20 protein-coding genes, 1 tRNA gene and 7 pseudogenes are annotated in these 19,017 nt (G+C 65.8%); 17 read left to right on the top strand and 11 right to left on the bottom strand.

Annotated elements, in window-relative coordinates; genetic code table 11:
* The first annotated feature begins 4 nt into the window (after positions 1 to 4).
* The 7 genes and pseudogenes from E6W36_RS21665 to E6W36_RS20245 all read left to right on the top strand — a co-directional run.
* Entirely contained in the window at positions 5 to 364 is a 360-nt protein-coding gene (locus E6W36_RS21665; RefSeq protein WP_342776783.1) for an E3 binding domain-containing protein, read from the top strand.
* Complete coding sequence (gene odhB, locus E6W36_RS21670) at positions 292 to 1,044, top strand: 2-oxoglutarate dehydrogenase complex dihydrolipoyllysine-residue succinyltransferase (protein ID WP_342776916.1); 753 nt, start codon at positions 292 to 294, stop codon at positions 1,042 to 1,044. Before E6W36_RS21665 ends, odhB begins: the two co-directional genes overlap by 73 nt.
* An 8-nt stretch (positions 1,045 to 1,052) precedes the next feature.
* Positions 1,053 to 1,682, top strand: coding sequence for a class I SAM-dependent methyltransferase (locus E6W36_RS03450; RefSeq protein ID WP_222873754.1), 630 nt, complete (start codon positions 1,053 to 1,055; stop codon positions 1,680 to 1,682).
* Positions 1,679 to 1,834 carry a hypothetical protein gene (locus E6W36_RS03455; RefSeq protein WP_222873755.1) on the top strand — a complete coding sequence of 52 codons (156 nt, stop codon included), beginning with the start codon at positions 1,679 to 1,681 and terminating at the stop codon, positions 1,832 to 1,834. The genes E6W36_RS03450 and E6W36_RS03455 overlap by 4 nt, the downstream gene beginning before the upstream one ends.
* Before the next feature lie 4 nt (positions 1,835 to 1,838).
* A complete protein-coding gene (locus E6W36_RS03460) occupies positions 1,839 to 2,039 on the top strand; it encodes a DUF1272 domain-containing protein (protein ID WP_222873756.1) in 201 nt (66 codons plus the stop codon).
* Positions 2,040 to 2,109: 70 nt separating this feature from the next.
* The gene (locus E6W36_RS20240) at positions 2,110 to 2,391 is read left to right on the top strand and encodes an FAD-dependent oxidoreductase (RefSeq protein ID WP_281277434.1); all 282 of its coding nucleotides are present in this window, start codon (positions 2,110 to 2,112) and stop codon (positions 2,389 to 2,391) included.
* Positions 2,283 to 3,516: pseudogene (locus tag E6W36_RS20245) on the top strand (FAD-dependent oxidoreductase); the annotation flags it as partial. The gene E6W36_RS20240 and the pseudogene E6W36_RS20245, both read left to right, overlap by 109 nt.
* A gap of 324 nt (positions 3,517 to 3,840) precedes the next feature.
* Here the strand turns inward: E6W36_RS20245 and E6W36_RS20250 are convergent.
* The 5 genes from E6W36_RS20250 to E6W36_RS03490 all read right to left on the bottom strand — a co-directional run bounded on the left by E6W36_RS20250 (position 3,841) and on the right by E6W36_RS03490 (position 6,323).
* On the bottom strand, positions 3,841 to 4,059 hold the full coding sequence (locus tag E6W36_RS20250; RefSeq protein WP_222873757.1) for an FAD-binding oxidoreductase: 219 nt from the start codon (positions 4,057 to 4,059) through the stop codon (positions 3,841 to 3,843).
* Positions 4,060 to 4,064: 5 nt separating this feature from the next.
* Positions 4,065 to 5,129: an FAD-binding oxidoreductase gene (locus E6W36_RS03475; protein ID WP_222873758.1), complete on the bottom strand. Its 1,065-nt coding sequence runs from the start codon at positions 5,127 to 5,129 to the stop codon at positions 4,065 to 4,067.
* A 169-nt stretch (positions 5,130 to 5,298) separates the two neighbouring features.
* Complete coding sequence (locus E6W36_RS03480) at positions 5,299 to 5,535, bottom strand: DUF6812 domain-containing protein (protein ID WP_222873759.1); 237 nt, start codon at positions 5,533 to 5,535, stop codon at positions 5,299 to 5,301.
* An 8-nt stretch (positions 5,536 to 5,543) separates the two neighbouring features.
* A complete protein-coding gene (locus tag E6W36_RS03485) occupies positions 5,544 to 5,900 on the bottom strand; it encodes a hypothetical protein (RefSeq protein ID WP_222873760.1) in 357 nt (118 codons plus the stop codon).
* A gap of 186 nt (positions 5,901 to 6,086) precedes the next feature.
* Positions 6,087 to 6,323, bottom strand: coding sequence for a hypothetical protein (locus tag E6W36_RS03490; protein WP_222873761.1), 237 nt, complete (start codon positions 6,321 to 6,323; stop codon positions 6,087 to 6,089).
* A 215-nt stretch (positions 6,324 to 6,538) separates the two neighbouring features.
* On the opposite strand from E6W36_RS03490, the pseudogene E6W36_RS20255 reads away from it, so the two are divergent.
* Both E6W36_RS20255 and E6W36_RS20260 read left to right on the top strand, forming a co-directional pair.
* Positions 6,539 to 7,048 (top strand): annotated as a pseudogene (locus E6W36_RS20255) (LysR family transcriptional regulator); the annotation flags it as partial.
* Positions 7,049 to 7,080: 32 nt separating this feature from the next.
* The gene (locus E6W36_RS20260; protein ID WP_281277596.1) at positions 7,081 to 7,440 is read left to right on the top strand and encodes a LysR substrate-binding domain-containing protein; all 360 of its coding nucleotides are present in this window, start codon (positions 7,081 to 7,083) and stop codon (positions 7,438 to 7,440) included.
* A 55-nt stretch (positions 7,441 to 7,495) separates the two neighbouring features.
* Here the strand turns inward: E6W36_RS20260 and E6W36_RS03505 are convergent.
* A pseudogene (locus E6W36_RS03505) lies at positions 7,496 to 9,566 on the bottom strand (S9 family peptidase).
* Positions 9,567 to 9,851: 285 nt separating this feature from the next.
* Between E6W36_RS03505 and E6W36_RS03510 the strand changes: the two are divergent.
* Positions 9,852 to 11,659: pseudogene (locus tag E6W36_RS03510) on the top strand (M24 family metallopeptidase).
* Between the two features lie 237 nt (positions 11,660 to 11,896).
* On the opposite strand, the gene E6W36_RS03515 reads toward E6W36_RS03510, so the two are convergent.
* The 3 genes from E6W36_RS03515 to E6W36_RS03525 form a co-directional block, all read right to left on the bottom strand.
* Complete coding sequence (locus E6W36_RS03515) at positions 11,897 to 12,286, bottom strand: PEP-CTERM sorting domain-containing protein (protein ID WP_222873764.1); 390 nt, start codon at positions 12,284 to 12,286, stop codon at positions 11,897 to 11,899.
* A gap of 29 nt (positions 12,287 to 12,315) precedes the next feature.
* Positions 12,316 to 12,681 carry a hypothetical protein gene (locus E6W36_RS03520; protein WP_222873765.1) on the bottom strand — a complete coding sequence of 122 codons (366 nt, stop codon included), beginning with the start codon at positions 12,679 to 12,681 and terminating at the stop codon, positions 12,316 to 12,318.
* 224 nt (positions 12,682 to 12,905) lie between these two features.
* On the bottom strand, positions 12,906 to 13,085 hold the full coding sequence (locus E6W36_RS03525; RefSeq protein ID WP_222873766.1) for a hypothetical protein: 180 nt from the start codon (positions 13,083 to 13,085) through the stop codon (positions 12,906 to 12,908).
* A gap of 222 nt (positions 13,086 to 13,307) precedes the next feature.
* Between E6W36_RS03525 and E6W36_RS03530 the strand changes: the two genes are divergently transcribed.
* Positions 13,308 to 13,381 (top strand) — tRNA-OTHER (locus tag E6W36_RS03530).
* A gap of 137 nt (positions 13,382 to 13,518) precedes the next feature.
* On the opposite strand, the gene E6W36_RS20265 is transcribed toward E6W36_RS03530, so the two are convergent.
* A complete protein-coding gene (locus E6W36_RS20265) occupies positions 13,519 to 13,641 on the bottom strand; it encodes a hypothetical protein (RefSeq protein ID WP_281277435.1) in 123 nt (40 codons plus the stop codon).
* Between the two features lie 36 nt (positions 13,642 to 13,677).
* Between E6W36_RS20265 and E6W36_RS03535 the strand changes: the two genes are divergently transcribed.
* Positions 13,678 to 14,388 (top strand): hypothetical protein, encoded by a 711-nt coding sequence (locus E6W36_RS03535; RefSeq protein ID WP_222873767.1) that lies wholly within the window; start codon positions 13,678 to 13,680, stop codon positions 14,386 to 14,388.
* On the top strand, positions 14,363 to 14,752 hold the full coding sequence (locus E6W36_RS03540) for a hypothetical protein (RefSeq protein ID WP_222873768.1): 390 nt from the start codon (positions 14,363 to 14,365) through the stop codon (positions 14,750 to 14,752). Before E6W36_RS03535 ends, E6W36_RS03540 begins: the two co-directional genes overlap by 26 nt.
* Before the next feature lie 174 nt (positions 14,753 to 14,926).
* On the opposite strand, the gene E6W36_RS03545 is transcribed toward E6W36_RS03540, so the two are convergent.
* The gene (locus tag E6W36_RS03545; protein ID WP_222873769.1) at positions 14,927 to 15,493 is read right to left on the bottom strand and encodes an HNH endonuclease; all 567 of its coding nucleotides are present in this window, start codon (positions 15,491 to 15,493) and stop codon (positions 14,927 to 14,929) included.
* A gap of 235 nt (positions 15,494 to 15,728) precedes the next feature.
* On the opposite strand from E6W36_RS03545, the pseudogene gluQRS reads away from it, so the two are divergent.
* The 4 genes and pseudogenes from gluQRS to E6W36_RS03565 all read left to right on the top strand — a co-directional run bounded on the left by gluQRS (position 15,729) and on the right by E6W36_RS03565 (position 18,983).
* A pseudogene (gluQRS, locus tag E6W36_RS03550) lies at positions 15,729 to 16,597 on the top strand (tRNA glutamyl-Q(34) synthetase GluQRS).
* Between the two features lie 56 nt (positions 16,598 to 16,653).
* The gene (locus E6W36_RS03555; RefSeq protein WP_222873770.1) at positions 16,654 to 16,851 is read left to right on the top strand and encodes an HIG1 domain-containing protein; all 198 of its coding nucleotides are present in this window, start codon (positions 16,654 to 16,656) and stop codon (positions 16,849 to 16,851) included.
* A 5-nt stretch (positions 16,852 to 16,856) separates the two neighbouring features.
* Positions 16,857 to 17,422: pseudogene (locus tag E6W36_RS03560) on the top strand (cob(I)yrinic acid a,c-diamide adenosyltransferase).
* 152 nt (positions 17,423 to 17,574) lie between these two features.
* Positions 17,575 to 18,983 (top strand): annotated as a pseudogene (locus E6W36_RS03565) (circularly permuted type 2 ATP-grasp protein).
* Positions 18,984 to 19,017: the final 34 nt, after the last annotated feature.

Raw genomic sequence — 19,017 nt, forward strand, 5'->3', positions numbered from 1 at the left:
CACGGTGGAAGTCGGCGCGGTCGTCGCGATGATCAGCGAGGTGCAGCAGCGCCCGCGAAGGACACCGCTGCCAAGCCGGAGGCGGCACCTGCCGCTGCGCCAGCCCCGCACCGGCGGCGGTGGCCGAAGCCCCGGCCGCGCCGTCGGATGCCCTGCAGCCGATGTCCCCGCAGTCCGGCGTATCATCGAGGACTATAACCTCGATCCCGCTTCCATCGCCGGCACCGGCAAGGATGGCCGCCTGACCAAGGAAGACGTGCTGGCGGCCATCGAAAAGGCACGGCCCGCGCACTGGCACGCAGTGGCGCCACCGCGCCCGCGGCTCCGGTCGCTGCGGCCCATACCCGCCAGGAAGAGCGGGTGAAGATGACCCGCCTGCGCCAGACCATTGCCAAGCGGCTGAAGGAGGCGCAGAACACCGCTGCCATGCTCACCACCTTCAACGACATCGACATGTCGGCGGTGATCGAGGCACGCAACAAGTACAAGGACCTGTTCGAGAAGAAGCACGGCATCAAGCTCGGCTTCATGAGCTTCTTCGTCAAAGCCGCCGTGCTGGCGCTGCGCGATGTGCCGGCGGTGAATGCGGCGATCGAGGGCGACGAACTGGTCTACCGCAATTATGCCGACATCGGCGTCGCTGTCTCGGCGCCGAACGGCCTGGTCGTACCGATCCTGCGCAACGCCGACCAGATGAGCTTTGCCGACTGCGAGAAGGCGATCGCCGACTTCGGCAAGCGCGCCCGCGACGGTCAGCTCAAGATCGAAGAAATGCAGGGCGGCACCTTCACCATCTCGAACGGCGGCATTTTCGGCTCGCTGATGTCGACGCCGATTCTCAACCCGCCGCAATCCGGCGTGCTCGGCATGCACCGCATCGAAGACCGGCCGGTGGTGCGCAACGGCCAGATCGTCGTGCGGCCGATGATGTATCTGGCGCTGTCCTATGATCACCGCCTGATCGATGGCCGCGAGGGCGTGACCTTCCTGGTGCGCATCAAGGAAGCGATCGAAGACCCGGCCCGCCTGCTGCTCGACATGTAGAGGACGCCATGACCCGAACGATCCGCCTCGCCCTCGCCGCGCTCGCCCTCGCCCTGCCGGTGCCCGCGCAGGGTGCGGCGGCGAGTCCCGGTGCCGCCGCGCAACTGGATCAGCTGATCCAGCAACAGGACCGGCTTCCGATCGACGCCGAGCGGGACAAGCGCGACCGTCCAGCCGACGTCATGGCGCTGGCCGGGGTTGGACCGGGCATGCGCGTGCTCGATCTCTATTCCGGCGGCGGCTACTGGTCCGAGTTGTTCAGCCGGGCTGTCGGCCCGCGCGGCGTCACGTTCGCACACAACAACGCTGCATACCTTGGATTCTCGAAGGACGAGCTGGCGCAGCGCGATATCGCGCACCGCCTGCCCGGCGTGCGCCGGTTGATGGCGGAAAACAACCGGCTGTTCCTGGCACCGGACAGCCTCGATGTCGTCTGGTTCAGCCTTGGCTATCACGATATCGCCCTCGACCAGCCGCAGGATGGCTGGCCCAGGATCGACGGCGACCAGTTGCGCCGGACGCTGTTTACCGCCCTGAAGCCCGGCGGGCGGCTGGTGATCATCGACCACCGCGCGCCCGCCGGCATGGACCCGGACGAATCCGGCGCCAAGCTGCACCGGATCGACCCGCGGCCGTGATCGGTCAACTGACGGCGGCAGGCTTTACGCTGCAGACGACCAGCGACCTGCTTGTCAATACGGACGATCCCCACACCGAGACTGCCTTTGCGCCCACGATCCGAGGCAAGACCGACCGCTTCATCCTTGTCTTCGTTAAACCGAAGGGCTGACCCCATGCTGGCGATGAAACCGAACTGCATGTGCTGCGACCGCGACATCAGCCACGGCGACCCGGCGTTCATCTGCTCGTTCGAGTGCACCTTCTGCCCCGACTGCACAAACGGCCGGCTCGGCGGCGTGTGCCCGAACTGCAACGGCAATCTGACCCCCGGCCGACCCGGGCGGATACGTACAAGGCCAAATACCCGCCCATGACCGCGCGCGCGCCGACCAGCGCCGCGTGCCGCTGAGTTTCCCTCCCTACTTTGCGAACAGGACGACTGCGATGGCTTATGATTTCGATGTTGTGGTGATCGGCGCCGGCCCCGGCGGTTACGTCGCAGCGATCCGCGCCGCCCAGCTCGGCCTGAAGACTGCCTGCATCGAAAGCGCGAGACGCTCGGCGGTACCTGCCTCAATGTCGGCTGCATCCCGTCCAAGGCGATGCTCCACGGCTCGGAACTGTTCCACGAGGTCGCAGGCGGCGGCATGGCCAAGTTCGGCGTCAAGGCGGAGAAGGTCGCGCTCGACCTCGACGCCCTGCTCGCCGAGAAGGACAAGGCGGTGAAGGAACTGACCGACGGCGTCGCGTTCCTGTTCAAGAAGAACAAGGTCGAGTGGATCAAGGGCACCGCGCGCTTCGATGGCCCGCATGCGCTCAAGGTGGCGCTGAACGACGGCGGCGAGCGGTTGGTGAGCGCAAAGAACACCATCATCGCCACCGGGTCGGATGTCGCCGGCCTGCCGGGTGTGACGGTTGACGGCAAGACGGTCATTACCTCGACGGAAGCCCTCTGTCTGCCGGCCGTCCCCAAGCATATGGTGGTGATCGGCGGCGGCGTGATCGGGCTGGAGCTGGGCTCCGTCTGGCGACGGCTGGGTGCTGCGGTGACCGTGGTCGAATATATGGACCGTATCCTGCCGACCATGGACGTCGAAGTCTCGAAGGAATTCCAGAAAATCCTCGCCAAGCAGGGTTTGCCCTCAAGACCGCAACCAAGGTGGTCGAGGTGAAGACCGGCAAGGACAGCGCGACCGTTGCGGTCGAGCCGGCGGCCGGCGGCGCACGCGAGGAGATCGTCGCCGACGTCGTGTTGCTCGCGATCGGCCGCAAGCCGCACACCGAGAGCCTGGGGCTGGCCAAGATCGGCGTCGGGCTGGATGAGCGCGGCCGCATCCGTACCGGCCATGACTTCGCGACCACGGTGCCGGGCATCTACGCGATCGGCGACGCCATCGCCGGCCCCATGCTGGCGCACAAGGCCGAGGATGAAGGGTTAGCCTGCGCCGAGTATATCGCCGGGCTGACCGGCTATGTGAACCACGACGTCATTCCGTCGGTCGTCTACACCATGCCGGAAGTCGCAAGCGTCGGCAAAACCGAGGAAGAGCTGAAGGCGGCAGGCACCCCGTACAAGGTCGGCAAGTTCCCTTCCTCGCCAACTCGCGCGCCAAGACCAACCGCGACACCACCGGCTTCGTAAAGATCCTGGCCGACGCCAAGACCGACCGCGTGCTCGGCGTGCATATCGTCGGCTCACTCGCCGGCACCATGATCGCGCAGGCAGCACAAGCCATGGAGTTCGGCGCGTCCGCCGAGGACATCGCGCTCACCTGCCACGCCCACCCGACCCACGCGGAAGCGATGAAGGAAGCCGCCCTCGCCGTCCACGGCCGCGCGATCCATATTTAGGGTCTGATGACTTTACGTTGATCCATGCGTCATCGCGAGGCTGCACTCGCGCCGCTCACCCTGAGCTGGACGAAGGGCTGAGCGGCTCGTGGTTCGTCCGAGCTCACCACGAGCGGACTTTACAGCCTGCTCCGTGAAGTTCGGAATGACGATTCCATCAAATGTCATCACGCTCTAAGAATGAGGCCGTGGCGCTGGCGATTTTGGCGCGCAGGCAGGCGCGAGGCGGGATGCGCCGAAGCAATCCAGGAGCACCTGCGTTCCATGGATCGCCACGGCAGTGTTGCCGTCTCGCGATGACAGAAGTTGCGGGCGTCGCCCTCGCTACCCCAGAAACACCCGGCCGCGATTGAAGATACCGTTGGGGTCGAGGGCCTGGCGGATGGCGCGCATGGCCGCTGCCTTGGCCGGATCGACCGTGCGGGCGAGTTCCTCGCGCTTCAGCAGCCCGATGCCATGCTCGGCGGAAATCGACCCCTGCATGTCCACGGCGATATCGTGGACCAGCCGGTTGACCGCCGCCGTCTGCGCTGCCCATTCCACGCCGCTCACCCCTTGGGTGCGCGCACATTGAAATGCGCATTGCCGTCGCCCAGATGTCCGAACGCCAGCACGCGCGCGCCTGGAAACCCCTGCTCGACTGCCGTCGTCGCTTTCTGAATATAGGCCGCCATGCGTGCAGGCGCGACCGAGACGTCGTGCTTGATCGCCGGGCCTTCCTTCTTCTCGGCCTCCGGGATCGACTCGCGCACCCGCCAGAAGTCCAGGCGCTGGCTTTCGCTGGCGGCAAGCGCAGCGTCGGCGAGGATGCCGGCCTCCAGCGCCTCCCCGAGCGCGGCCTCGATGCGCTGCGCCAGCGCCGGGTCGTCTGCGGCGCTGGTCGCCTCGGCAAGCGCATACCAGGGTGCGGCTGCCGGGCGCGGATCGCGCACGCCGGGCACATAGGTGCGCACCAGATCGAACGCTTCGCCGGGCATGACCTCGAAAGCGCTGAGCTGCTCGCCGCTCGCCTGGCGCAGGCGGTTGAGCATCGTCATGGCGCCATCCAGCGTCGGCAGTGCCAGCAGGGCAGCAACCACGGTGCGTGGCCGGGCGAACAGCTTCAGGGTCGCAGCGGTGACCAGGCCGAGCGTGCCCTCCGCCCCGATCAGCAGCTGCTTGATGTCGTAGCCGGTATTGTCCTTGCGCAGGGCGGTGAGTGTATTGAGCACCTGCCCGTCCGGCAGCACCGCCTCCAGCCCCAGCACCAGCGCGCGCATGGTGCCATAGCGCAGCACCTGAACGCCGCCGGCGTTGGTTGAGATGAGGCCGCCGATGCGCGCCGAGCCTTCGGCCCCGAGTGACAGCGGGAACAGGCGGTCGACGGCGGCTGCGGCGTCCTGCACCTCGGTCAGGATGCAGCCGGCCTCCGCCACCAGCGAGAAATCGTCGGCATCAACGGAACGGATGCGGTTCATGCGTTCGACGCTGACCACCACCTCGCCGCCGCTGGCATCCGGCGCACCGCCAAGCACCAGCCCGGTGTTGCCCGCCTGCGGCACCAGCGGCACACGGTATTCGTTGGCGACCCGGACGATTGCGCTCGCCGCCTCGACAGTGGCCGGGCGCAGCACCAGCGCCGCCGGGCCGAGGCGCCGGCCGCGCCAGTCTTCCTCGTAGCGAAGGGTGTCCGGCCCCGGAGGAATAGCCCGCCAGCGCCGGCGGCAGCGATCAGGGCGTCTCGGGCAGCAGCGGTAAGGCTCATGGCCTTCTGATGGCGTGAAACGCCAAGGGGTGCAAGCGTCAGCGCGTGGCGTCCAGTGGTTTGCAGATGGCGACCATGGATTTGTTGATCAGTACGATCTCGTGTTGCGGCAGACGCAGCGGGAAAAACGGCGCGGGGTCGTTCAGCAGGTCCTGTACCCGCTGATCGAGACCGATGAAGACATGCCCGGACACTTGCGTGCCGTCGGCCATGACCAGTTCGACCTCGATATTGACTTTGGTGCGAATGCGCGACGCGCGGTTTTCCAGGGGCATGGGTGCGCTCATAAACAGGCCTCCAGATAAGTTTGCTCCAGCCCGTACCGGCGGGCCTTCTCAAAAGTGTCGGGACGTAAGCCGGACGAGACGAAGCGTCCGGGCAGCGATCCGCCGGGCGCTTCGCCGTCGAAGCGGAAGAAGAAAAGTTCCTGCAGGGTTGTCGTCGCGCGCGCCTGCCCGACCACCTCAAGCCGTGCGTCGGCGGCCGATTCGCGCGGTTCGTACCATGAAAGCAGCGGCGAACCAGGCGATTGCACGGCATCCGGAGACGGGTATAGCGCACGCCAGACGCCGAAACGCGGACGCGGACGCGCCAGTCCGGCTGCCATGCCGCCCCTTCTGGTCTGTGCGGGAAGCCCCATCGCCCACTCGTTGCAAAACTCTGACGAGCAATGATAGGCGAAACGTGCTCAAGGAAGTATTAAAGGCATATGTTAAAAGACTAATTTCATCTGCAACCTTCGAGCGTACTAGCTGTTGTGCATAGAGCCTTTCTTGTCCGTTTTGATTGCCTCACCAAAAGTGATCCAATCAAAAACGGGAAGGGTCTAGTGGCGGGTCGGCGCGGCGATGGACTCGCCGGCGCATAGCTCCGCATGCAGCGCCAGCCAGATCGCCAGACCTTCCTCGTCACCAGCCGCCCGCATGCGGCGCACGGCGATCATGGCGTAAGATAGGGCGCGCGCACCCAGATTGCGCTGCAGGTTGCCGGCCGCATGTGCGACCAGCGGGTGGCCGCGATAGAGTTCAGCAAGTTCGGCAGGAGCCAGAGGTGACGCGTTCATGTTTCTTGTCCTTGTTGGCAGGATTTATCCAAATTCGACAAGCAAACGGCAGGCCAGCCAAGAAGTCTTTGACAAACTGAGATTTTAGCTGTTTTTGGCGCGCAAGGCGGCAAATTTTGCATGGTCCGCCATCAAGGCCGGCAAGGCCTACCGGGTTCCTTGCAGCGCATTCATGCTTGAGGAAATGGCTGATGGATCGCCTATCTGCGATGGAAATGTTTGTCCGCGTCGTTCAGGACCGCAGCTTTTCAGCGGCCGCGCGCCATCTCGGCGTGTCGAAGTCGGTCGTCTCCAAGGCCGTCTCCGAACTCGAGGACCGGCTCGGCGCACAGTTGATCAACCGGACGACGCGCCAGATGTCGCTGACCGAGGTGGGGCAGGCCTATCATCAGCGCTGCGTCGTCATCCTCGAACAGGTCGCGGAAACCGAAGAGCTGGTCACCGCGCAGGCCCATGCGCCGCGCGGGATGGTGCGGATTGCAGCGCCCGTAACCTTCTCGGTCGCGCATCTTGGCGAGCCGGTCTCAGCGTTTCTGGGCGCTTTTCCGGATGTCTCCGTCGAGCTGTCGCTCAATGACCGCGTGGTCGACATCGTCGAGGAAGGCTTCGACCTTGCTATTCGCATCTCGCGCCGGCTGAAGGATTCGAACCTGATCGCGGTCCGGCTCTGCTCGTCGCGCTCCATCGCGACCGCTTCGCCCGATTACCTGCAGAAGTATGGCGTGCCGACCCACCCGCGCGAGCTGCTGGGGCACAGCTGCCTGCGCTATTCCAACATGAGGTCGGCGCAGGGTGGAGCTTCACCGACAAAGACAGCGGGGAGCCGATCCAGGTTGCCGTCTCTGGCCGCATCATCACCAACAACGGCGAAGTGCTGCGCTCGGCCGCCATCGCCGGCGAGGGCATCGCTTACGGCCCGAGCTTCCTGGTGGCCGACGACATTCGGGCGCTGCGGCTGATGCCGATCCTGACCGATTGGGCCGGGCCGGCGTTCGGCATCTACGCCGTCTATCCACCGAACCGGCACATGTCGGCCAAGGTGCGCCGGCTGATCGACTTCCTGAAGGAGCACTGGGGCGAATCGCCGCCCTGGGAGCGCGCCTGCGAAGAGTGCTGAGCAGCCCTTATCGCCCCTCTCCCCTCCGCCAAGCGGGAGGGGACCTGGCAGGGCGTCACCCCGCCAGGCCGAAGGCGCGCAGCAGGAACGCCAGTTCCTCGGCGTCCTCGATCAGGCTGTCGAAGCGCCCGGACTTGCCGCCGTGGCCCGCGCCCATATTGGTCTTCAGCAGGAGCAGATTGGAGTCGGTCTTGGTGGCGCGCAGTTTCGCCACCCATTTGGCCGGTTCCCAGTAGGTGACGCGCGGATCGTTCAGCCCCGCTGTGACCATCATCGGCGGGTAGGCCTGCGCCGTGACATTGTCATAGGGGCTGTAGCTGCGGATGAGGGCAAAGGCGTCCGCACTCTCGATCGGGTTGCCCCACTCCGGCCATTCCATCGGCGTCAACGGCAGAGTGTCGTCCAGCATCGTGTTCAGCACATCGACGAACGGCACCTGGGCAACGACGGCCCGCCACAGCTCCGGACGCATGTTCGCTGCGACGCCCATCAGTTCGCCGCCGGCAGAGCCGCCGGAGATCGAGATGCCGCCGGGCACCGCATAACCCTTGCTGCACAGGAAGTCCGCGACGTCGAGAAAATCATGGAACGTGTTCCAGCGCTTCTCCGCGCGGCCGTCCAGATACCAGCGGCGGCCGAGGTCGTCGCCGCCGCGGATGTGCGCGATCGCATAGGTGAAACCGCGGTCGAGGTAGCTCAACCGCACGGTCGAGAAGCCGGGCGGGATCGCAAGCCCGTACGCGCCGTAGCCGTAGAGGTGCAGTGGTCCGCTTTTCTTGCGGTCTTTCCGGTAAACGATCGAGACGGGGATCATCGCCCCGTCCCGCGCCGGCACCATCAGCCGCTCCGTCACATACTGGCTGGCGTCGTAGCCGGACGGAATTTCCTGCACCTTGCGCGTGGTCAGCGCACGGGCCTGCGGATCGTAGTCGAACACCGTCTGCGGCGTGACCATCGACTGGTAGGCCAGGCGCAGCTTGTCGAGACGGTACTCAGGGTTGCCGCCCAGCCCGGCGGCATAGGAGGCCTCCGGGAACGGCACATAATGCTCCCGGCCGTCCAGGTCGCGCAGGCGGATCTGATCAAGGCCGTTCACCCGCTCATGCACCACCAGCCAGTTGGCGAAGCTCACGTGGCTGAGCAGGTAATGGCTGTCCGAGGCGGCGATCACCTCGCTCCAGGCGTTCGGCGCATCGAGTGACGCCTCGACCAGACGGAAATTCGGGTGGGTGTCGTTGACCAGGATGAACAGCGTACCGTCCCGCTCATCGACGGCATATTCCCGGTCCTTGACCCGAGGGGACACCAGCAGCGGCGCCGCATGCGGGTCGTCGAGCGGCAGCAGACGCACTTCGCTGGTGGTGTGGTCGCTGGCGCCGATCGTCAGAAATCGGCGTGACTGGGTGCGGCCGACACCGACAAAAAGCCGGGATCGGCTTCCGTGTAGATCGTGCGGTCCTCCGCTGGATCGGACCCCAACCGGTGGTGGCGCACCGCGAACGGCCGCCAGTTGTCGTTGACCGGCGTGTAGAACAGGCTCTGCGAGTCTGCTGCCCAGACGATTTCGCCAAGTGTCCCGGGATGGCATCTGGCAGGTCCTGGCCAGTCGCCAGGTCGCGGATCTTCAGCGTGAAACGCTCCGAGCCGTCGATATCAGCCGCGTAGGCCACCTGCCGGCCATCCGGGCTGATGCTGAGCGTGCCGAGCCGGAAATACTCCAGCCCGCTTGCCAGGTCCGGTTCGCTGAGGATCAGCTGGTCCGGACCGCCAGCGACCGGGCGACGCCACCAGGTGCGGTATTGCGCTCCCTTGTCGAATTGCCACCAGGTCAGCCAGTCGCCGTCGCGCACGGGGACGCTGGCGTCGTCTTCCTTCAGGCGGGCCTTCATTTCGGTAAAGAGCGAGTCGATCAACGGCCGCATCGGGGCCGTCTGTTGCTCGAAGTATGTGTTCTCCGCTTTCAGGTACGCCAGCACCTCGGCATCGTCGACCTTGGGATAGTCCTTGTCCTTCAACCATGCATAGGGGTCGTCGATGGTGATGCCATGGCGGGTGAAGCGGTAATCGCCACGGCGCGCGACTGGTGGCATGGGGGTCTTCGGGGCGGGCGGCGGCGCAGGGGACATCACGATGGCTTTGCCTTTCACAGGGGCGGCTTTGGGCCAGCACCGGCGGCGACGCGAGCGCCAGCACGCTCGTTGCAGCAGCCGACAGAAGTTTACGGCGGCTTATATGGGTCATGGCATCTCTCCTGCAACATGCACAGCAGAGCAGTTAGGAATGATTATCCTGCGGATCACAATAGCCGTAAACTATGGTCATCGCTGCGGGTCTGGTCCATGATCGGGTCGGTTGCCTGTTGACCGTCCAGCGAGAACGGCAGCCCGTGCCGTGACCATCCGGAGTACACCATGACTGCATCCGCCCTGCCACTTGCGGCCACGTCGCCCGCCGCTGCCCGCCTGGCCGCCTTGCGAGCGCATCTGGCGACCATCGGCCTCAGCGGCTTCTATGTGCCGCTGACCGACGAGCACATGAGCGAATATGTGGGCGACTATGCCCAGCGACTGGCCTGGCTGACCGGCTTCACCGGATCGGCAGGCAGCGCAGTCGTGCTGGCAGACAAGGCAGCGGTCTTCACCGATGGCCGCTACACGGTGCAGACCAGAGCGGAAGTCTCGCCGGCGCTGTTCTCCTACGAGCCGTTTCCGGATGTCACGCCGGCATCCTGGCTGGGCGGCAACGCGCAGTCCGGCGACCGTATCGGCTATGACCCATGGCTGGCAACACGCAGCTGGGCGAAGTCGGCTGCCGAGCAATTGGCGGCGCGCGGCGCAAGCCTGGTCGCGCTCGAGGCCAACCCCATCGATGCCGTCTGGGCAGACCAGCCCGCCCCTTCCCTTGCGCCGGCGCGTGTCCACCCCGATGCGCTGGCCGGCAAATCATCCGCCGACAAGCGGCGCGATCTCGCGACCGACCTGCGTGAGGCCGGCGCGGATGTGGCCGTGATCGCCGCGCTCGACTCGGTCGCCTGGCTGTTCAACATCCGCGGCACCGATGTCTCGCACACGCCCGTGGTGCGGGCCTTCGCGCTGCTGCAGGCGGACGCGACCGCCGACCTGTTCCTGGAGCCGGAGAAGCTGAACGACGCGGTACTTGAGCACCTGGGCCCGGCCGTGCGCACCCATGCCCGCACCGACTTTGCGGCAGCGCTGGCGGCGCTGGGGGCAAGCGCGTCCTCGTCGATCCGGAGACCTGTGTCGCTGCGATTTTCGAGGCGCTGGACGCCGCAGGTGCCACCCTGATCGAAAAGCGCGACCCGTGCATCCTGCCCAAGGCGCGCAAGAATGGCGTCGAGGCTGAAGGGGCGCGGGCAGCCCACCTGCGCGACGGTGCGGCCATCACCCGGCTGCTGCACTGGCTGAGCCTGCACGCCGGGGACGGCACGATCGACGAGGCAGCGGTCGAGGCGCAGATTCTCTCCTTCCGGCGCGAGACCAACCAGCTGCTGGACACCAGCTTCAACACCATCGCCGGCGCCGGGCCGAACGCCGCACTGCCGCATTATCGCTCGGGTCCGGCAACCAACCGGGTGCTGGCGCCAGGCGAGCTGTTCCTGGTCGATTCAGGCGGCCAGTACGCGGACGGCACCACCGACATCACCCGCACCATCGCGGTCGGCACCCCGACCTCCGAGCAGCGCGACCGCTACACCCGCGTACTGAAAGGGCATATCGCGCTGGCGACGGCGCGCTTCCCCGCCGGCACCACCGGCCAGCAGCTCGATGTGCTGGCGCGACTGCCGTTGTGGCAGGCAGGGCTCGACTACGATCACGGCACGGGGCACGGCGTCGGCGCCTATCTCTCCGTGCACGAAGGGCCGCAACGCATCGCCAAGGCGGCGTCCAGTGTGCCGCTGGAGCCAGGCATGATCCTCTCGAACGAACCCGGCTACTACAAGCCCGGCCACTTCGGCATCCGCATTGAAAATCTGGTGCTGGTCGCGGAACAGGGCCGCCAGGGCGACGAGCGGCCGATGCTGGCCTTCGAGACCCTGACGCTTGCCCCGCTCGACCGGGCGCTGATCGACACGGCACTGCTGAGCACTGAGGAGCGCGCCTGGGTCGACGCCTATCATGCCCGGGTGTGGCGCGAAATCGGCCCGCTGGTGCAGGACGAGACCCGCCAGTGGCTGGAACAGGCGACCCAGCCGCTTTAGGGCGCGATCACTTTACATTGAACCACCGTCATTGCGGGGAGCCGGAGGCGACGCGGCAATCCATGCAAACACCGGTGTTCCTGGATTGCTTCGGCTTCCCGCCTCGCAATGACGATTCTATCCAAAGTCATCAGACACAAAAACGGCGGCCGGATTTGACCCGGCCGCCGCTTTCAAGCAGATGCGTTAAGAGCCTGATTCACGTTTCAGATCGATTCAATCCGAAACGATCAAGGTCTAGGCGCGACGCTTGCGCACCGCGAAGCCGGCAACCGCCAGGCCCAGGCCCAGCACGGCGAAGCTCGCCGGTTCCGGAACCGGGTTGACGACCTGACCGCGACGGCCGAAGCGCAGGTTGTCGATGGCGAAGCCCGCCGGCTCCGAGCCGGTCAGATCCAGGAACACGCCAGCGATCGCTTCGCTGCCATCGTCCGTCACCAGGCCAAGGAATTCGATGCCGGTGCCGGTGTTGGTGACCGTGCCGAGCAGCGACCCGTCGCGCGCGAACGCGGTGATGCCGGTCGAGCCGGCAGCGTCGAAGAAGCCGCCATCAAAGCCCACGCCCGCCAGTTCGATGTCGAACAGCACAGCGATGCCGCCGTTGAAGGTCGGGGAGCCCGAGAGCACCGGCGAGGTCGGGTTCGCGCCATCCCCGGTTATGAAGGTGTTCGGCGCGCTCGGATCAAGCGACAGCGGGCCAGTCGGCGTGCCGACGATGCAGGCGCTCGCAGCCGCGCCGGGCAGTCGACGCCCGGATTGACGCTCAGCGACTGGCCGAGGAACCAGCCGTCGAAGGTCACGGTGGGCGATGCCGCATCGCCGCCATAAACCGCCGGAGCATAGGTCGGGTTGACGGTGCCGTTCGCGAATTCGCTGAAAGTGATCAGGCCCGAGCCGGCGACGAAGTCAGCAGCGCTGACGCGGGTGATGCCGACAGCGTGCGCCGAGGTGGCGACAGCAATAGAAGCCAGCGCGACCGCTCCAAGCAGGAATTTTTCATGGTTGTTCTCCTCATTTGACAATGTGCGTTTGACAATGTGCGTTTGACAATGTGCGTTTGACTATGTGTGACTATGCGCTCCCATTGCCCGAGTGGCGCACAGCCTACGCACAAAGGTAAGCAAAATACGCGCCAGAAACGGTAAAGCGAGGCGCATCCGAGGCTTAGCCGATGAGCCGGCGCCAAGAATTTACCGAATTGTAATGATTTCCGACGCTGCGCCGCCGTATCCAGCAGAATATCATTTCAAGTGGGCGACTTCGGCGTCTCCAGCGCAGCCGTATCCGTGGTGTCGGCAAGCGGATCGGGCTGCGCCGTTTCGCCGGCGCGCCGGGCACGCGTCTGCTGCTTGCGCCGGGCAAGGTTGGCGCGCAGGGCGTCCGCGAGTCTGCGTTTCTGCTCCGGATTCAACTCGGCGCGTGGCATATCCGGCGAACTCCCTTCCCTTAAAGCTAGTGGGTCATTTTGAACAAACCGTTCGTGGTGAGCTCGGACAGAACCACGAGCCACTCATCCCTTCGTCCAGCCCAGGGTGAGCGGCAAAACTTCAAAATGACCCACTACCTTGCTGCGCGTTTTCTTGACAAGGGTCGGACCCGGCGGCAATAGCGGGCGCTCTGTGCTGCAGGCATCTGCAGCCCGTGCCATGCTGCCGTAGCTCAGTGGTAGAGCACTCCCTTGGTAAGGAGAGGTCGGGAGTTCAATCCTCCCCGGCAGCACCAGCTTCCCCGCTCAATTCACCGGCAAGCGCCACCGTCGCGGCGGCGGTCCGTTGACAAGTCATCGCTCTGGCACACATTGCGGCCAGCGAGTCGCTCGACATCGCATCCTATGTGCAAACAGCAGGTATTTTCATGTCTCATTTCTTGCCAATCCCCGCCGTATCGCCCTCGCGGGCCTTCTCGCCACGACGCTGTCCTGCCTGGCCGCGCCGGTTTTCGCTGAGCCGGCCCAAAGCTCGCGCCTGATCCTGGCCGGGCATGACGCCGCGCAGACGCCCGATTTCTGGCAGCGCTACATGAGCGCCGCCGGCAAGGGTGCAACCGTCTACATCATCCCGACCGCTGCAGATGACCCCGTGAAGGCCGGCAGCGATCTTGCGGCAGCCGTCAAGAAGGCCGGCGGCGTCCCGGTTGTCGTGCCTCTTGCGGGCCGCGACCTAATCAAAGGCGGCAAGAACCCGTTCGGTGCCGACGCCCAGAAGATGGAGGATGTTGCGTGGGTGAAGAGTCTCATCGGCGGCAAGGCGTTCCTCATCGCCGACGGCAACCCGGACCGCCTGGCCAAAACCCTGCTCAGCAATGAAACAGACGACGGGCCAGTGCTCTACGCCATGCACAAAGCGTTCGAGGCCGGTGCCGCGATCGGTGTGATCGGCGACAGCGTTCGGGTTGCCGGTAGCGGTGGCTTCCGCAAGCCGCGCGCGCTCAGCGAGATGATCCGCTACTCGATGCAGTGGGAGCTGGACTTTTCGTTCGGGCTCCAGCTTGCGCCGCAGAAGTGGTTTATCGATTACGGCGTCGGCGCGAACGGAAATTTGGCGCGCCTTGTGCTTGCGCTTGCCAACCTGAGCAGTTCGGTCGGCATTGGCATGGACTCCCGGTCGATCGTGGTGCTCGACAAGGAAAAGATCGCCTTCGCCGGATGGGCCGAGTGCTTTGGTCAAGCTCCCGGAGGCGGCGAAAGCGGAATTGTCCGCGGTCGTGCCGTTCACGGTGTCGGCGCTTAATTCCGGTGACACCTTCACGATCGCCAACGGCGACGTGACGTTCGACGCCAGCCGCAAGCCGGTGCCGGCACCCGCAAAGGCACCGGAACCCATGCTGCTCCCGGACGCCACCCAGCCGAATGCGTTCCTGGCCCAGGTGCAGCAGATCGGCCTCGGCAAGGCCGGGAAGACCACCGTGATCGCGGCGGACTGGCCCAGCGCCGGCGTCAAACAGGCGAAGGCGCAGGTCTTCACCATCGAGGCGGGCGGGGCGAGCAAGGCAGCAAGCGATGACAAAACGACCTCTGTCGCCAACCTCACCGGGGCACTGATCCGCGATCAGTTCCTGGCCTTCCCGGTCTATCAGGCGACGGAAAACGATTGAGGGGCTGACGTGGCGATCCATAGGGCGAAACAAAGAACTCTGGATTGCCGCGTCGCCTTGCGGCTCCTCGCAATGACGATTCCACCTAAAGTCATCACGCTCTAAATTGTTGATAAGAGCCTGATTCACGCCCTCGGTTGAAGTGCATATGCTTCAACCTCAACCGATCAGGCTCTAAGCGTCGAGTTCGCTATCCCAGTAGAGATAGTCGCGCCAGGTGGCATGCAGGTAGTTCGGCGGGAACGCCCGGCCATGCTCCTGCAGTTCGAAGGTGGTCGGCTGGTACGGCGGCCAGCGCAGGCCCATGTGCGCTTCTGCCGGCGTGCGCCCGCCCTTGCGCAGGTTGCAGGGCGCACAGGCGGTGGTGACGTTCTCCCAGGTGGTGCGGCCACCGTAGGCGCGCGGGATCACGTGATCGAAGGTCAGATCGTCCCGCGAGCCACAATACTGGCACAGGAACCGGTCGCGCAGGAACAGGTTGAAACGCGTGAACGCGGGATGCCGCGCCGGCCGCACATATTGTTTGAGCGCAATGACCGAGGGCAGCCGCATCGCCGTGCGCGCCGAGCGGATCTCGCGATCATATTCCTCGACGATGGTGACCCGGTCCAGAAACACCGCCTTGACCGCCGTCTGCCAGCCCCAGAGGCTGAGCGGATAGTAGGACAGAGGGGTATAGTCGGCGTTCAGCACCAGCGCAGGACACTGCTCAGGCGTCGGAATCACATTAGGATGATACACCCGCGTGCTCCTCAGTTCCCGAACGACCAGGATGCAAGCGCCTCAAGACTTGTCGCACTCAAGCCGGCTGAGACTGGCCCCGCTGACTTCCGAGCCGCTACCTTGCCGCTCGATTCGAAATTGTGCCTACTACAATTCGTGTGTCGGGATTATGACACTACGGCATATGGAGTCGTCAAGGGTGAGATTTTTATCGTTTCGCGCTTTTCGGCATCGGAGCAACGAGCGACTCGGCATGCCGGCTCCGGTCGTAACGCGATTCGCGCCGTCGCCGACCGGACGGCTGCACCTCGGGCATGCCGCGTCCGCCTTATGGAACGCGGAGTTCGCGATGACGCAGGGCGGCACCATGCTGCTGCGATCGAGGATATCGACCCCGGCCGGTGTCGCGAGCCCTTCGTCGCGGGCATCTTCGAGGATCTCGCCTGGCTCGGCCTGGCCTGGCCGCAGCCGCCACGCCGCCAGTCCGAGCACCTGGCTCACTACGCAGCAGCGCTGGAGCGCCTGCGCGCCGAGGGCCTGCTCTACCCGTGCTTCTGCACCCGCGCCGACATCGCCGCCGAGATCGCGCGCGCGGGTGCTGCGCCGCATGCCGGCGAGACCCAGGTCTACCCCGGTCTTTGCAAGCATCTGACTCCGGCGGTTGCCGCCCAGCGTCTGGCCACGGGGCACGCCGCCTGCTGGCGGCTGCACATGGACCGCGCCATCCGCAAGGCCGGGCCGCTGCGCTGGTGGGACGCCGGGCACGGCTGGCGCAACGCTGCGCCGGATCGCCAGGGTGACGTGGTGCTGGCGCGCAAGGATGCGCCGGTCAGCTATCATCTGGCTGTCACCCTCGACGATGCGGCGCAGGGCGTGACCGACGTGATCCGGGGCGAGGACCTGCTGGACGCGACCGATATCCACCGGCTGCTGCAAGCGCTGCTCGACCTGCCGACACCGCGCTATCGCCATCATCCCCTTTTGCGGGACGAGACGGGTGCCCGCCTGGCCAAGCGCGACAACGCACCCGCGCTCGCCGACCTGCGCGCCCAGGGCTGGACGCCGGAGGCGGTTCGTGCGCGGATCGGCCGCATGCCGGACGCGCTTATCCAGCCTATTTAGGGCTATTGGGCTGCAATTTCGTTGGCGTAAACGCCGCAGTGGCGTAGGAGTCTGGCATGAACGGCATTCTGATTTTCTTCATCGTCATGGGCGCGCTGGCGACGGCCGTCGTGCTCGCGCGCGGCATCTTCACCATGGCGTCCGGCAAGGACATGACCGGCCGCCGCTCGAACCAGCTCATGTGGTACCGCGTGCTGTTTCAGGGCCTCACGGTCGCTGTCGTCATCCTGTTCCTGCTATTGGGAAGACATTAGGGCCTGTGGTCAAGCTCGATCGCATCTACACCCGTGGCGGTGACGGCGGCGAGACCTCACTGGTCGATGGCTCGCGGCGGCCGAAATTCGCACACCGCATCGCCGCCTTCGGCACGGTCGATGAGGCGAACGCCGTGCTTGGCATCGCCCGGCTTTACGCTGCGGATGACACCGATGCGATGCTGGGGCGCATCCAGAACGACCTGTTCGACCTCGGCGCGGATCTGGCGACGCCGGGCGAGGATTTCGATGCGGCGTCGCAATCCCTGCGCATCGTCGCGGGTCAGGTCGCACGGCTGGAGGCGGAGATCGATGCGCTGAACGAGGCCCTGCCGCCGCTGACCTCGTTCGTGCTGCCCGGCGGCGCACCGCTCGCCGCCTATCTGCACCTGGCGCGCACCGTGGTCCGTCGCGCCGAGCGGCTGACGGCGGAAGCCGCGACGCAGGAGCCGATCAACCCCGGGCGCTCCAATATATCAACCGCCTCTCCGACCTGCTGTTCGTGCTGTCGCGCGCCGCCAACCACGATTCCGGCGCCGAGCCGCTCTGGCAGCCCGGCCTGACCCGCTGACTGGGCGGGCCCAAGTTTTCTGCCGCCTGACGCACGCGCTTGACTTGCGCTGCATCTCATGTTCGCATCTGCAGCATGAGGGTTGCCCCTGACGACACGCCGATACGGCGGCGCAGCACGGCACCCTGGGGATGGTGCACGTGTTCGATGAAATGTACGTAGAGGCAGGCAAGTCTCGGCCTGCCTATGCGGGAATAGCGGAATGGCTCGAGCGCATGTCCCCGGACCTGCGCGACGCCAAGCGCGAGGAGGCCGAACGCCTGTTCCGCCGCATCGGCATCACCTTCGCCGTCTACGGCGATGGCGGCGACACGGAGCGGCTGATCCCGTTCGACATCATTCCGCGCGTTCTGGGGGCGCAGGAATGGGCGACCCTGGAGCGCGGGCTGGTCCAGCGCGTGCGGGCGCTCAACCTGTTTCTGGCCGATGTCTACGGCGAGCAGGCGATCCTGCGTGCCGGGCTGATCCCGGAACGGCTGGTGCGCGCCAACGCCGCCTATCTGGAGGCGATGCAGGGCGTGACGGCGCCGCACGGCGTGTTCACGCACGTCGCTGGCATCGACATCGTGCGCACCGGCCCCAGCGAGTTCTACGTGCTGGAAGACAATTGCCGCACGCCGTCCGGCGTCTCTTACATGCTGGAGAACCGCACGGTGATGATGCGGCTGTTCCCGGACCTGTTCAGCCGGATCAATGTCGCGCCGATCTCCCGCTACCCCGAGGACCTGCTGCACACCCTGCGCTCGGTTGCGCCGCCGCGCTGCAAGGGCGACCCGACGGTCGCGGTGCTGACGCCGGGCCAGTTCAACAGCGCCTATTACGAGCACTCCTTCCTCGCGGACGAAATGGGCGTCGAGCTGGTGGAGGGCAGCGACCTCTATGTCGAGGATGCAGCGGTGTTCATGCGCACCACGCTGGGGCCGCGACGGGTCGACGTGCTGTACCGGCGCATCGACGATGCCTTCCTCGATCCACGCGCGTTCCGGCCGGACTCGGTGCTGGGCGTGCCCGGCCTGTTCGAGGCCTATCGGCAGGGTGGCGTGACCCTGGCGAACGCGGTCGGCGCGGGTGTCGCCGACGACAAGGCCGTCTATGTCTATGTGCCCGAGATGGTGCGCTTCTACCTGGGCGAGGAGCCGATCCTCAAGAATGTGCCGACATGGGATTGCGCGGACCCGGCCTCGCTGCACTATGTCGAGCACCACCTGCACGAACTGGTGGTGAAGGAAACGCATGGCTCCGGCGGCTACGGCATGCTGATCGGCCCGCAGGCAAGCGCCGCCGAGCGCGCGACCTTTCTCGCCCGGCTGAAAGCCAGCCCGGAGGCCTATATCGCCCAGCCGACGCTTGCGCTGTCCACCTGTCCGACCTTCGTCGACAGCGGAGTCGCCCCGCGCCACATCGATCTGCGGCCGTTCCTGCTTGTGGGGTCGGACGGCATCCGGGTCACGCCGGGCGGCCTCACGCGGGTGGCGCTGCGCGCCGGCTCGCTGGTGGTCAACTCCTCGCAGGGCGGCGGCACCAGGACACCTGGGTCCTGCAACCGGACAAGGACGCCTGATGCTCGCACGCACCGCCAACGGCATCTTCTGGCT

The sequence above is a fragment of the Hankyongella ginsenosidimutans genome, assembly GCF_005144965.1.
GTDB lineage: Bacteria > Pseudomonadota > Alphaproteobacteria > Sphingomonadales > Sphingomonadaceae > Hankyongella > Hankyongella ginsenosidimutans.

What these genes read in the sequence shown, in the direction of transcription:
- E6W36_RS03480 (WP_222873759.1), bottom strand. Translation starts at nt 5,535, where the DNA reads ATGCCCCTGGAAAACCGCGCGTCGCGCATTCGCACCAAAGTCAATATC.
- E6W36_RS03535 (WP_222873767.1), top strand. Translation starts at nt 13,678, where the DNA reads ATGAGCGCCGCCGGCAAGGGTGCAACCGTCTACATCATCCCGACCGCT.
- E6W36_RS03450 (WP_222873754.1), top strand. Translation starts at nt 1,053, where the DNA reads ATGACCCGAACGATCCGCCTCGCCCTCGCCGCGCTCGCCCTCGCCCTG.
- E6W36_RS03460 (WP_222873756.1), top strand. Translation starts at nt 1,839, where the DNA reads ATGCTGGCGATGAAACCGAACTGCATGTGCTGCGACCGCGACATCAGC.
- E6W36_RS03525 (WP_222873766.1), bottom strand. Translation starts at nt 13,085, where the DNA reads ATGCCACGCGCCGAGTTGAATCCGGAGCAGAAACGCAGACTCGCGGAC.
- E6W36_RS03490 (WP_222873761.1), bottom strand. Translation starts at nt 6,323, where the DNA reads ATGAACGCGTCACCTCTGGCTCCTGCCGAACTTGCTGAACTCTATCGC.
- E6W36_RS20265 (WP_281277435.1), bottom strand. Translation starts at nt 13,641, where the DNA reads ATGCCCGGCCAGGATCAGGCGCGAGCTTTGGGCCGGCTCAGCGAAAAC.
- E6W36_RS03555 (WP_222873770.1), top strand. Translation starts at nt 16,654, where the DNA reads ATGAACGGCATTCTGATTTTCTTCATCGTCATGGGCGCGCTGGCGACG.
- E6W36_RS03485 (WP_222873760.1), bottom strand. Translation starts at nt 5,900, where the DNA reads ATGGGGCTTCCCGCACAGACCAGAAGGGGCGGCATGGCAGCCGGACTG.
- E6W36_RS20240 (WP_281277434.1), top strand. Translation starts at nt 2,110, where the DNA reads ATGGCTTATGATTTCGATGTTGTGGTGATCGGCGCCGGCCCCGGCGGT.